Annotated in this window: 11 protein-coding genes; 8 read left to right on the forward strand and 3 right to left on the reverse strand. The window is 60.6% G+C overall.

The window, feature by feature from the left end; all coding sequences use genetic code 11:
- Nucleotides 1–2: 2 nt before the first annotated feature.
- The gene (gene arsH / locus AC57B1_RS07035) at nt 3–692 is read right to left on the reverse strand and encodes an arsenical resistance protein ArsH (protein WP_496417187.1); all 690 of its coding nucleotides are present in this window, start codon (nt 690–692) and stop codon (nt 3–5) included.
- A gap of 455 nt (nt 693–1,147) precedes the next feature.
- Here arsH and AC57B1_RS07040 point away from each other — a divergent pair, with 455 nt between their 5' ends.
- The 3 genes from AC57B1_RS07040 to arsN2 are packed head-to-tail and all read left to right on the forward strand — an operon-like array spanning nt 1,148 to nt 3,371.
- Nucleotides 1,148–1,630 (forward strand): hypothetical protein, encoded by a 483-nt coding sequence (locus AC57B1_RS07040; protein ID WP_496417074.1) that lies wholly within the window; start codon nt 1,148–1,150, stop codon nt 1,628–1,630.
- A gap of 14 nt (nt 1,631–1,644) precedes the next feature.
- Nucleotides 1,645–2,898, forward strand: coding sequence for an MFS transporter (locus AC57B1_RS07045; protein ID WP_496417075.1), 1,254 nt, complete (start codon nt 1,645–1,647; stop codon nt 2,896–2,898).
- Between the two features lie 38 nt (nt 2,899–2,936).
- Nucleotides 2,937–3,371, forward strand: a complete 435-nt coding sequence (gene arsN2, locus AC57B1_RS07050) for an arsenic resistance N-acetyltransferase ArsN2 (protein ID WP_496417076.1) — start codon at nt 2,937–2,939, stop codon at nt 3,369–3,371.
- A 262-nt stretch (nt 3,372–3,633) separates the two neighbouring features.
- Here the strand turns inward: arsN2 and AC57B1_RS07055 are convergent, their stop codons facing one another.
- Together AC57B1_RS07055 and AC57B1_RS07060 are read right to left on the reverse strand one after the other, a co-directional pair.
- Entirely contained in the window at nt 3,634–3,852 is a 219-nt protein-coding gene (locus AC57B1_RS07055; protein ID WP_007182810.1) for a hypothetical protein, read from the reverse strand.
- A 346-nt stretch (nt 3,853–4,198) separates the two neighbouring features.
- Nucleotides 4,199–4,513, reverse strand: a complete 315-nt coding sequence (locus tag AC57B1_RS07060) for a hypothetical protein (RefSeq protein WP_496417077.1) — start codon at nt 4,511–4,513, stop codon at nt 4,199–4,201.
- An 87-nt stretch (nt 4,514–4,600) separates the two neighbouring features.
- Here AC57B1_RS07060 and imuA point away from each other — a divergent pair, with 87 nt between their 5' ends.
- The 5 genes from imuA to AC57B1_RS07085 all read left to right on the forward strand — a co-directional run bounded on the left by imuA (nt 4,601) and on the right by AC57B1_RS07085 (nt 11,709).
- Nucleotides 4,601–5,308, forward strand: coding sequence for a translesion DNA synthesis-associated protein ImuA (gene imuA / locus AC57B1_RS07065; RefSeq protein ID WP_496417078.1), 708 nt, complete (start codon nt 4,601–4,603; stop codon nt 5,306–5,308).
- Nucleotides 5,238–6,707, forward strand: coding sequence for a Y-family DNA polymerase (locus AC57B1_RS07070; protein ID WP_496417079.1), 1,470 nt, complete (start codon nt 5,238–5,240; stop codon nt 6,705–6,707). Before imuA ends, AC57B1_RS07070 begins: the two co-directional genes overlap by 71 nt.
- Nucleotides 6,708–6,713: 6 nt before the next feature.
- Nucleotides 6,714–9,863: an error-prone DNA polymerase gene (locus tag AC57B1_RS07075; protein WP_496417080.1), complete on the forward strand. Its 3,150-nt coding sequence runs from the start codon at nt 6,714–6,716 to the stop codon at nt 9,861–9,863.
- 46 nt (nt 9,864–9,909) lie between these two features.
- The gene (locus tag AC57B1_RS07080; protein ID WP_496417081.1) at nt 9,910–10,869 is read left to right on the forward strand and encodes an SOS response-associated peptidase family protein; all 960 of its coding nucleotides are present in this window, start codon (nt 9,910–9,912) and stop codon (nt 10,867–10,869) included.
- A 117-nt stretch (nt 10,870–10,986) separates the two neighbouring features.
- Nucleotides 10,987–11,709: a hypothetical protein gene (locus tag AC57B1_RS07085; RefSeq protein WP_496417082.1), complete on the forward strand. Its 723-nt coding sequence runs from the start codon at nt 10,987–10,989 to the stop codon at nt 11,707–11,709.
- Nucleotides 11,710–11,810 lie beyond the last annotated feature (101 nt).

An 11,810-nucleotide genomic window follows, 5' to 3' on the forward strand; every position in this document is an offset into this window, starting at 1 on the left:
CTTTATTGGTTACTCGCTTTCGCTTCCTGAGGGGAATAGTCGGCAATTGCACGAGAAGCGAGGTCGGTTGCCGGGTCGAGCGGACGGTCCTCTTTCACGCGTTCGCTGTAGCGGTCAACAAGATACTCGGCACGGCCGCGCAGCAGCAGAGTGAACTTCACGAGCTCCTCCATCACGTCGACCAACCGGTCGTAGTAGGACGACGGCTTCATCCGGCCGTCCTCTTCGAATTCTTCAAAAGCTTTGGCAACAGACGACTGGTTGGGGATGGTGAACATGCGCATCCATCGTCCGAGCTGACGGAGTTGATTGACTGAGTTGAACGACTGCGAGCCGCCACTCACCTGCATGACGGCAAGCGTGCGCCCCTGCGTCGGCCGGATACCGCCGCTGACCAGCGGCAGATGGTCAATCTGCGTCTTTATCAGACCGGTGATGGTGCCGTGGCGCTCCGGGCTACACCAGACGTGTCCTTCCGACCAAAGGGACAGCTCGAGCAGCTCTTTCACTTTCGGATGGTCCTTCACATCAACATCATCGGCATGCGGCAGACCACGCGGGTCAAAAATCCGCGTTTCGGCGCCGAACGTCTGCAACAGGCGTGCGGCCTCTTCAACGAGCAGACGCGAGTACGAACGCTCACGCAGCGAGCCGTAGAGCAGCAGTATCCGCACTGGCGGCTGGCCTTCCATTCCAAGACGCGCGGCGATGTCAGTGTCGAAAAAATCTGGTTTGGCAGCCGGGAATGTCTGGTCGCCCTTGATTGCGTGAACTGTCATTTCATTACCCTGCAATTTGATATTTCCAAGTATATGGAGGCATTGGGTGCATTCAAGCGGCTTTGCTCCGCCCCTGGAGCACCAACCCTCACTCGTTACTTGCATTCTACAACATTTCCGGTATTCTGGAAATGTGAAATCTTTGGAGAAGTGCCATGAGCTGCGATGACCGGGTTTCGTCTGAATGGCTCCTGCCGGCGTCGGGAGGGTGGCAATGCAGCTCCGCGCAGGGACTTCTCCTACTGGCCGCACACGAGCGTGCAGATGTGTCACGACAGAGAACGAAGGATGCACGCACTGAGTCTGCATCCGGGAGCGCGGCACTAGCAGCCGGCCTATCGTCGGCATTTCAGAGGGAAACCGGTTACGTGGCGTCTGCCATTGCGCTCACGGCTGCCGCCGACGAGAACCTTGCGATAGCGCGCTTCCTCGCCGCGGGGGGCTCCGCCGCCGCGGTGCTGGTGATGAATGCGGAAGCGCTCGGCAGTTGGCGTCCACCATGCGACTGGGAAACGCCCTTGATGCGAGTCCGCAATCGTCTGGCCGACGAGGGTTTGAAATTCTTCGTCGCATTGACAACGCAGGGTCAGAAAAGCGGAATGGCGGCAATGCTCCGACGGGTACGCGTGAAATTTGTCTCGCGACGTGTTGAGCATTTCTGCAATCGGGAGGGCATCGGCTTTTTAGGTACCGTCAACGAAGCGCCGAGCCTGATCGCCATGCCTCGGATAGGTCCTGAGGCCGAGCGCCTTGCCGTCGCTTTGGCGCAGAGGCTCGCCTCGGCGACTTTCTTCTGTTGCGACGCGTTTCGCACCGGCATCGTCCCTAACCTGAGCAAGTTGAGAGGCTGAACAAATTGAGCACGATGTCGAGTCGAACCGAGAACGCCAGCGGAGACAACGCGCCGGCAGACAGCCAGGACCGACTGGTTACATGGGCCCTGGCGCTGGCGCAACTGGTCTCATGGGGCTCCGTCTACTACTCGTTCTCCCTGCTGGTAGTGCCGATGGAGCAGTCCATGGGGTGGAGCCGGACAGCCACGAACGCCGCGCTTTCCGTTGGGCTCCTGGTTTCGGGATTTGCTGCGTATCCCATCGGCCGCTGGATTGACCACGGACTCGGGCGCCGGGTGATGGCCGTCGGCTCGGTTATCGCGGCGGCGATGCTGCTGCTCTGGGCCGACGCGCAGTCGCTGACGGCGCTCTTCGTCGCGTGGATAGGTCTTGGCATCTCAATGGCGGCCACGTTCTACGACCCGGTCTTCGCCGTTGTGACACATCGTTATCCGCGAAGCTTCCGCACCAAAATCACACTCATCACGCTGGTCGCAGGATTTGCCAGCACGGTCTTCATACCACTGACCCAGTTACTGGTTGGCTCGGTCGGGTGGCGCACATCGCTTGTTGTGCTTGCAGCACTGAACCTGATTATCTGCCTGCCTGTCCATGTGCTGGCAATCCGCTCCTCGCGCGCGGACCCGGGCTCCCGGCCAACCAGTGGTTCAGTAAAGCTGGCCAACGACGCAGCCACACGTCGCGCGCTCCGTTCTCCGGTTTTCTGGGCGCTCGCGGTGTGCTTCACGGCCTACTACGCGACGTTCGCGGCACTCACATTCCATCTGGTGCCGCTCATGGTCGAGCGCGGTATATCGAACGCAGTGCTGGTCACAACCATGGCGCTCATCGGTCCAGCTCAGGTCGCCGCTCGTGCGGTGTGGTTCACGTTCGGCCGGACTGTCCACGTCAGTACCGTGGGCATCATCGTCGTGACGCTTTTCCCGCTGTCGACCATTGTCCTGATAAGCGCTGGACACGCGGCGGTGCTGCTGTGGTTGTTTGCGCTCTGCTACGGCGCTGCAAACGGCATGATGACAATCCTGCGCGGCACAATTGTCCAGGACCTGATGTGGACTGAAGGATATGGCGCGGTCAGCGGTATGCTTTCCTTCCCGTCAAACGTCTCGAAGGGCATAGCGCCGATCGCCGCAGCCAGCATCTGGAGCTTCACGCACGGATACGTGGCCGTCGAATGGACGGTGTTTCTCGTCTCGATAGTGTCAGCAATCGCGTTCTTTGTGGCTGTTCGGGTGAGCCGCCATGCGGCGACCAGCGTAGCCTGATACTTCCTTTGTCATAGACCAGCATTGATACATTCGCCATGACGATACGGGCCGCACGAAGTGATGACCTCGATGCCATCAAAACATTGCTCGCCGAGAACGAACTGCCGGTCGCTGATGTGGGTGCAGCCTTGCTCGTGGACTTCCTGGTCGCAGAAGACGCCAGCGGCAGGATTGTTGGCAGTGTGGGTCTTGAGCGGGTTGGAACGGATGCGCTGTTGCGGTCATTGGCGGTTGTGCAAACTTCGCGCAATGCGGGACTGGGAGCTCGCCTGCTGGCTCACGCGGAAAACCTGGCGCGCGCATCCGGCATATCGGAGTTGTGGTTGCTTACAACGACGGCTGCGGATTTTTTCCCGCGGGCCGGATATGTAGCGGTGAATCGGGGCAGCGCGTCCTCTGGACTGCAGGCGAGTACGCAGTTTGCGCAACTCTGTCCGGCGAGTGCCGTATGCATGATGAAGACGTTGTAAAGTCTGTTGGCCATGCGGTTTGCGGGACGTCTGGCCCCGAAATAAACTCTCCGCAGTTCAAGAAGCGCACGGCTGACTTACGGTTTGCCTTCGAGTGTAGACGGGGTCAACAGTGATCGCACGTCGACCTGCTGGCCCTGGAGCATAAGCAACCGCGCGTGGAGCACTGTGTCTTCGAGAACTAGCTTCACACACATCGCCGATGTTGGAGCAGTGACATTCGCCCCTGCAAAGGTTGCCGCGGACCAACGCCAGCGAGGTACTAGCCGTGATTATCGACCCACGCACGTGCCCAACCTAGTCCGGCGAGCTGAGCCTCTTCTTCCGTATCAAAAACACCGAGTACCCCGGAAGCTTCAACCATCTTTGTGTCGCGGGTGATGGTTCCGCTGCCTGCGTATCGCTCAGGTGAAAGGATGTCCTCCTGCTGAAGGATGGCGTGACCGAAGATGCGGTATCCCTTGTAGCTTCCCGATTCCATCAGCGCACGACCTCAACATACGAGTCGTGAGCATCAACGCGCAGCACATTCCCCTCGGGCGTTATCAGACGGGGGATTTCCGAGACGTCAGGCGTAACGCGTCGCGTACCTGCACCGGCAGCTCCCTGCTTCAAGGCGAGCCTGGCGGCGGTGGTCGGCGTGCGATGCGCCCGTGCTTTTAACAAATGGGGCACACGCCGCTTGTGCGTAAGCGAATTCGTCGCGCCCGCTCCCTGAAGCAATCCACCTCGAGTTTCGGGCGGATTCCAGATTTCTATGTAGCGCTCACCTGCAAACACGGGCGAAGTACACGCCAGTAAAAGCAACCCGCATCCAACCAGTTTCACTATCGTTTCTCCTTGGCGATGCGATTCAATCTGTCGCTGCAGGATACCTCCCCTCCGACGCACGACCCGTCGCAGCCGTCACAGTAGTGGCGGTCGCGCACGGCACCGTCAACAAGCCAGACATCCGTTTCCACCGGACTAGCGGTACCCACCGAGCGGCCATTTTCGCACGCAAAGAACGTCGGCTCCCCGGCTCGTCCGCGACGAATGGCTTCATCGATTTCCTGCTCGCCAAACGCAGATTTCATGTCGGCGACAAACGCCGCAATTTCTGGCATCGGATGGCTGACGGGTTTGCGAACGCGCGTATCCATGGAGCTTCTCCCCAAAAAAGTACCTGTTCGCCGCTACGAATTTCCGTGTAGGATACTGTACATCCATACAGGTATTTGCGCAATTCAATGACTGTCCCGTCCCCCAATCCGGAAGCAATTCACCCGTCCCTGTGGCGGGCGGCGCAGCTTGCGCGCGGTCGTGGCAGGACGGTCGATACCGGCTACGCGGCGCTTTCAGCAGAGCTGCCCGGCGGCGGATGGCCGATCGGCGCGCTCATCGACCTGCTGGTCCAGCAGGCTGGCGTGGGAGAGATGCGGTTGCTTCGCCCTGCGCTCAGCACACTGGGCAAACGGCCAGTTGCGATGGTTCAGCCGCCGCATGTTCCGAACGGCCTCGGTCTCGAGTACATCGGTCTTTCTCCGGAACAGCTGCTGCAGATTCGCGCCGCAAAGACGGCCGACGCATTGTGGTCCGCCGAGCAGATTCTGCGTGCCGGAAGTTGCGGCGCGTTGCTGTTCTGGACGCAGTACGTCCAGACGGCCTCACTGCGGCGGCTACATCTGGCCGCGCAGTCTTCGGAGACGCTTTTTTTCATGGTTCGTCCCCTGGCGGCCGCGCAGGATGCGTCCCCTGCCGTTTTACGACTGGCGCTCAGGCCAGAACGCGACGGTCTGACCGTCGATATTGCGAAGCGACGAGGTCCAGCACGCGCGGAACCTCTGTCCATCCCACTTCAACCAACCCCTGTCCTGTTTTCGCACCATGCGCGTATTTCTCGCCGTCCACTTGCCCCGGTTGCAGCTCGAGGTCTTCCGACCAAAGTGGCTGCCTGAGCCAACACATGGCTGCGTGGTCCTGGACAGGGACACGGTGCTCATCGCAGACGGGGTAGCCAGGTCTGCGGGCGTGCGGGTTGGCATGAAGCGCGGCGGTGTGCTGACGCTCGCGCCGGAGGTAGAGATGTTCGAGCGCGACCTCGTCCGTGAACATGCCGCGCAACGCGAAGTGGCAGTGGCGCTCATGCAGTTCTCGCCCGATGTCGCGGTGCTCGAGGAGGCTGTTGTTGTGATCGACATCGGCGCAAGCCTGCGTCTGTTCGGCGGTCTGCTTGCGGTGTGCCGTCAGGCCAAAGCGATACTCGATGCAATAGGACTGACCGCGCGGATAAGTGCCGCACCTACAGGTCAAGGCGCATGGCTGCTCGCGAAACACCGGTGCCGGCGTGTACTCAAGATGGAATCGCTTGAGCGGCAACTGTCCGCATTGCCATTGCTGTCGGTGCCGGAGGTTCGACCGTTCGCTGACTGGTTCGCGGGACTGGGCTGCGAAACGATCGCCGATGTACGACGGTTGCCGCGCGCCGGACTGCAGCGCCGTTGCGGCGAGCACCTGCTTGATTCGCTGGACCGGGCCTTCGGCACGGCGCCCGAGCTGTTTGACTGGCTGGAACTGCCCCCGACGTTCTCCGCCCGCATTGAAATGCCCAACCGCATCGAGCATGCGGAAGCAGCGCTCTTCGGCGCACATCGTCTCGTCGTCCAGCTATGTGGCTGGCTGTGCGCAAAACAGCTGGCCCTCACAGGCGCGACCCTCCTGCTGGAGCACGAGCGCGGACGGCAGGCAATTGAGCCGACCCCGATCGGGATCGCGCTCGGCGAGCCAACGTGGCGTGAGGAACATCTTGTGCGGCTCATCAGGGAGCGCCTTGGACGGATCGAGCTGACTGCACCAGTCATTGCCTTGCGGCTCGATGCGTCCAACGTGCAACCTGCAGTGCCTGCCTCGGACACGCTGTTTCCGGAGCCCGGCGGCTCGGTCGAGGACCACGCCCGTCTTGTCGAATTGCTGGTTGCACGGCTCGGTGAGGAAAACGTACTCCGGCCTGCGCCAACCGCGGATTACCGACCTGAAATTGCCAATCGATGGGTGCCTGTCGCAAGTGCGTCGAAAAGCACGGTGTTGCCTGAAGGACTTCCGCGACCCACATGGCTTCTGGCAAAGCCGGTGCGTCTGCTCATGCGCAAACACCGGCCGTTTTACGGCTCGCCGCTGCGCATGGTGTCGCCAGGCGAGCGCATCGAGGCCGGATGGTTCGATGGCGAACTGGTGACGCGCGACTATTTCGTCGCGCAAGGTGAAGACCAGAGCTGCTTCTGGATATACCGCGAACGCGTCAGCAGTCGCGACGCGGAAGAAGACCAGCGGTGGTTCCTTCACGGCCTGTTCGGGTGACATGCCATGGATTCCACATTTTCCACCCTGCCGGCGTATGCCGAGCTGTTCTGCTTTTCCAACTTCACTTTTCTGCACGGCGCCTCTCATGCGGAAGAACTGGCCGAGCGTGCGGAGCAACTGGGCTATTCAGCGCTGGCCGTCACCGACGAGTGCTCGCTGGCTGGCGTCGTGCGCGCACACGTTGCAGCGAAGCAGGCAAAGCTGCCGTTTATCGTTGGCTCCTACTTCCGTCTGGTGAACGCTGACGGATCACCCGCGTTCGGGCTGATTCTCCTCGCCAGAAACCGCGAGGGATACGGCAACCTGTCCGAGCTGATTACGCTGGCCCGTACACGCGCACCGAAAGGCGAATACCGCCTGACGCCGCAGGACCTGTCGCGGCCCGACAGGGAAAACCGGCACCTGCGCGGCCTACCCGACTGCCTGGCCATTCTCGTACCGGACTTTCCGGCGAAAGAAGACGTGCTGGCCGCACAGGTCGAATGGCTCGATGACACGTTCACGGGTCGCGCCTGGGTGGGACTTGTGCTGCACCAGCGTGCGATGGATGACATCCATCGGGGCTCGGTCGAATTTGTAGCACGCAATCACGACGTTCCGGTTGTCGCGCTCGGCAACGTCGTCATGCATGTGCGCTCGCGAAAGCCGCTGCAGGACACCATGACCGCGATCCGCGTTCGCAGGCCGGTGCATGAGTGCGGCTATGACCTGACACAGAATGCCGAGCAGCACCTGCGTTCCAGACTGCGGCTCGCTAATCTGTACCCCGACGACGCACTTGCCGCAACCGTTGATATTGCAAGCCGCTGCACTTTTTCACTGGATGAACTGCGCTACGAGTATCCGGACGAACTCGTGCCAACGGGCTTCACCCCCGCCGCCTATCTGCGGCAGGAAACGTACATTGGCGCACAGCGACGCTTTCCCTCGGGTATTCCACACAAGGTGCAGGAACAGATTGAACATGAGCTTGAACTGATAGCGGAGCTGCAATACGAACCGTACTTCCTCACGGTATACGACATCGTGCGTTTTGCACGTAGCCAGAGCATCCTCTGCCAGGGGCGCGGCTCCGCAGCTAACTCTGCCGTCTGCTATTGCCTCGGCGTAACCGAGGTGGACCCGGCTCGCGGCAACATGCTTTTTGAGCGCTTCATCTCGAAGGAGCGCGGCGAGCCGCCGGACATCGATGTCGATTTTGAGCATCAGCGGCGCGAAGAAGTCATCCAGTACATCTATCGCAAGTACGGTCGCAACCGCGCAGCAATCGCGGCGGCAGTCTCTACCTATCGACCGCGTGGCGCGCTGCGTGAAACGGGGAAGGCGCTCGGCGTTGATCCCCAGATCGTTGATGTCGTTGCAAAGTCGCATCACTGGTTTGATACGAGTCAGGATCTGCTTGCGCGATTCAGGGAATCCGGCCTCGATCCGGAAAAGCCGCTGATTCAGGCGTGGGCGAAGCTCGCATCGCAATTGCTTGGCTTCCCGCGCCATCTCTCCCAGCACTCGGGTGGTTTTGTCATCAGTCGCGGCAAGCTGACACGTCTGGTGCCTGTCGAGAATGCTGCAATGGAGGACAGGTCTGTCATCGAGTGGGACAAGGACGACCTCGAGGCGCTCGGCCTGCTGAAAATCGACGTCCTTGCACTCGGCATGCTCTCGGCCATCCGGCGCGCGCTTGATATTGTGTCGGAGCAGCGCGGCGAGCGTTTCGAAATGCAGGACATACCTGCCGAGGATCCGCAGACCTACGAGATGATTTCGGCTGCAGACACGGTTGGTGTTTTCCAGATCGAATCCCGGGCCCAGATGAGCATGCTGCCGCGGATGCGGCCCCGGACTTTCTATGACCTCGTGATCGAGGTGGCGATCGTCCGCCCAGGTCCGATTCAGGGCGGCGCCGTGCATCCCTACCTGCAGCGACGCCAGGGATTCGAGCCGGTCTCCTATCCGAGCGACGCGCTGAAAACCGCACTTGGACGAACCCTCGGCGTGCCGATCTTTCAGGAGCAGGTCATGCAGGTCGCGATTCTGGCGGCCGGCTTTACCGCCGGCGAAGCCGACCAGCTGCGCCGCGCGATGGCCGCCTGGAAACGTAAAGGCGGACTGGAAAAATATTACGACCGGATCGTTCATGGCATGCAGGAGCGGGGCTATACCCTCGCCTTCGCCGAATCCATTTTCGAACAGATCAAGGGCTTCGGTGAATACGGTTTTCCGGAGAGTCACGCGGCCAGTTTTGCGTTGCTTGTGTACGCAAGCAGCTGGTTGAAGTGCCACGAGCCGGCGGCGTTTCTGGCGGCCATGCTGAATTCACAGCCGATGGGTTTCTATTCGCCGTCGCAGCTAGTGCAGGACGCACAACGCCACGGTGTCAAAGTTCTGCCCGTCGACGTGACAATCAGTGGCTGGGACTCCGCACTGGTGAATCTGCCCGGCGCCGGAAGACCTGCCGTCCGGCTCGGTATGTCGCTACTGCGAGGCATGAAAGACGGCGCTGCGGAACGCATCGAGAACGCGCGCGCGGTTCGGCCCTTTGAAAGCGTCAACGATCTTGCCCGCCGCGCGCAACTGGATCGCAAGGATCTTCACGTGCTGGCAGATGCCAATGCGCTTGCCGCCCTTGCCGGAAATCGCCGTGAAGCACTCTGGCAATCCGTCGCAGCGGATCCAGACAAGGACATGCTCGTGACAGCATCTGTTCAGGACGAGACACCAGCGCTCGGCGCACCAACTGAGGCAAACGACATCGTTGCTGACTACCGCTCAGTGGGCCTGACGCTTGGCCGGCATCCACTCGAACTGCTCAGGCCGCAACTACTCGCCAACAGGCTGATGCCGGCGTCGACGCTGCGCACCTATCGCGATGGACGACTCGCCCGTGGCTGCGGGCTCGTCACTGTACGTCAGCGTCCGGGCACCGCCAAGGGTGTGATGTTCGTGACGCTGGAAGACGAGACCGGCAACGTGAACGTGATCGTGTGGCCGAGTCTGCTTGAAAAACAGCGGCAGGAAGCGCTGGGTGCGTCACTGCTCGCCGTCTATGGCACGTGGCAATGCCAGGGGGAAGTACGACACCTGGTTGCACAGCGGCTGGTCGATATGTCACACCTGCTCGGCTCACTCGCCACGTCGACGCGTAACTTCCATTAGGAACCGGCGTACCATATTGGCGCACCTTTCTTCAGGGAGAGCAACCATGTGCTATTCAGCCCAGATCCAGGCGGACTACCGCAAGTACGTCAGGATGTTTGGCGCGCACATGAGCATCCGGGAGTTCGCGCAGCTGTACTGGGAGCGCGCCGAGGGCAGCAATGTCGGGACTCCGAAGGCGATGGACGCCCCGTTCTCGGTTCCCCATACCGACGAGGAACGGCGGATCAGGGAAGCGATCGACCGGTTCAACGGCGAGCAGGCAACCAGGCTGGAGCAGGAATTGTTCAAACAGCGCGAGCGACTCGCTGACGCGCAGCGCACCCTTCAGGGCAAAACGACGAAGGCGGCCTCCGAGAGCAAACGCATTGCGACCAGCAAGATCGAGTCGGCGCTGCGCGGGCTCGACGATCTCCGGCGCACCGAACTGAAAGACAGCGACTCGCGAATTTTCCCGGGCAACTATGCTCCGGTGATGGTCATGGAAGACGGCAAGCGTGTCATCAAGCCGATGCGGTACCACTGCCGCCCGGCCGGCAAGCCTGCGTTCTACGACAAGAAATATCCCGGCCTCTACAACGCCAGGCGTGACAACCTCGAAGGCTTCTGGAAGGGAGTTTTTGGGTATTCGCACGGTCTTATCGTCGCCAATGCGTTCTATGAAAACGTGAAACGACATCACCTTGAAGAGCGCGAGCTCGCTGAAGGCGAACTGGAGGAAAACGTGGTCCTGGAGTTCAAGCCGCAGCCCGCTCAGGACATGCTCGTCGCCTGCCTGTGGTCACACTGGCAGGCCCCTGGCGAGCCAGACCTTCTGTCGTTCGCAGCCATCACCGATGAGCCGCCGCCGGAGATTGCCGCCGCGGGCCATGATCGCTGTATCATCCCGATCAAGCCGGTAAACATCGACGCTTGGCTCTGCCCCGAGCACGGCAATCTCGCCGCACAGTACTCGATTCTGGACGACCGCTATCGCCCTTACTACGAACATCGAATCGCGGCCTGAGCGGCACGTCGTGCAGGTTGCGGTGTCCATTCCATCTCGGCCATTTTGTGAACATCGCGACCGAGCGTGGACGTTGGCAGTCTGCGCGCTCCTACAGCGAAGAGGAGCAGATTTTTCATGACGTTCGCCCGTGCAACCAGATCGTCACTCATACATGCCGATTGCATTTATTGTGGTCAGCGCGCGACGACCCGCGATCACGTACCCCCAAAACTGCTGTTAGAGCGGCCGTTCCCCAGCAACCTTCGCACGGTGCCCAGTTGCTTTCGATGCAATAACAGAGCTTCGCTCGATGAGCAGTATTTCCTTGCCATGCTTGGGCAGATCTCGTCGTCGCCGACGATTACAGCAAAGATCTGCGACGGCGGCATCATTGATCGGACCTTGGCGCGTTCCCCAGCGCTCGAACAGCGCCTTATTGCGGCGCTGGAAGTTGATGACGAGAATGGACGTGTACTGATTCGCCCCGAGATGGATCGAGTGTCCCGCGTCGTTAAGAAAATCGCCGTGGGTCTTTTTGCGTTGCAATATGGGCGTGTCCCTGGGTTAGCCGCGGTAGAACATGTGGGCACATTTCCATACCAAGTCGCGAATGAGCGGCCGTGGCCGACCTTCATCGCCACTTTCACGGAACGCTTTCGCACCAAGAAATGGCGGGTTGTTCAGCCACACGTGTTCTCGTACATTTTTGTGCGCGCTCCCCGAAGCCCCAATAAGATCTGCTGCGTAATCGACATCCATCGAACGTTGTGGGGTGTTGTCCATTTGCCCTATCCGACGTCAGTAACGGTCCGAAGTAACGGCCAGTTGAAACTCTTTCCCGAGGCCGACGACGCGTGACGCGGTCCCCCACCGGGCAGGCACCGGAAATGCATTGCCGGCCATTCAATGAAAATCACCGCGCGGATGCGCGAAACAAAAACTGGCTGGAAGTCCGACAT

It is taken from the genome of Paraburkholderia sp. BGA-UO-ETr-F21 (assembly GCF_059567925.1).

Bases quoted from the DNA above. Each gene is read 5' to 3' on its own strand.
- AC57B1_RS07060 (WP_496417077.1), bottom strand. From the start codon at position 4,513: ATGGATACGCGCGTTCGCAAACCCGTCAGCCATCCGATGCCAGAAATT.
- AC57B1_RS07085 (WP_496417082.1), top strand. From the start codon at position 10,987: ATGACGTTCGCCCGTGCAACCAGATCGTCACTCATACATGCCGATTGC.
- AC57B1_RS07075 (WP_496417080.1), top strand. From the start codon at position 6,714: ATGGATTCCACATTTTCCACCCTGCCGGCGTATGCCGAGCTGTTCTGC.
- AC57B1_RS07070 (WP_496417079.1), top strand. From the start codon at position 5,238: ATGCGCGTATTTCTCGCCGTCCACTTGCCCCGGTTGCAGCTCGAGGTC.
- imuA (WP_496417078.1), top strand. From the start codon at position 4,601: ATGACTGTCCCGTCCCCCAATCCGGAAGCAATTCACCCGTCCCTGTGG.
- AC57B1_RS07080 (WP_496417081.1), top strand. From the start codon at position 9,910: ATGTGCTATTCAGCCCAGATCCAGGCGGACTACCGCAAGTACGTCAGG.
- arsN2 (WP_496417076.1), top strand. From the start codon at position 2,937: ATGACGATACGGGCCGCACGAAGTGATGACCTCGATGCCATCAAAACA.
- AC57B1_RS07045 (WP_496417075.1), top strand. From the start codon at position 1,645: ATGTCGAGTCGAACCGAGAACGCCAGCGGAGACAACGCGCCGGCAGAC.
- arsH (WP_496417187.1), bottom strand. From the start codon at position 692: ATGGAAGGCCAGCCGCCAGTGCGGATACTGCTGCTCTACGGCTCGCTG.
- AC57B1_RS07055 (WP_007182810.1), bottom strand. From the start codon at position 3,852: ATGGAATCGGGAAGCTACAAGGGATACCGCATCTTCGGTCACGCCATC.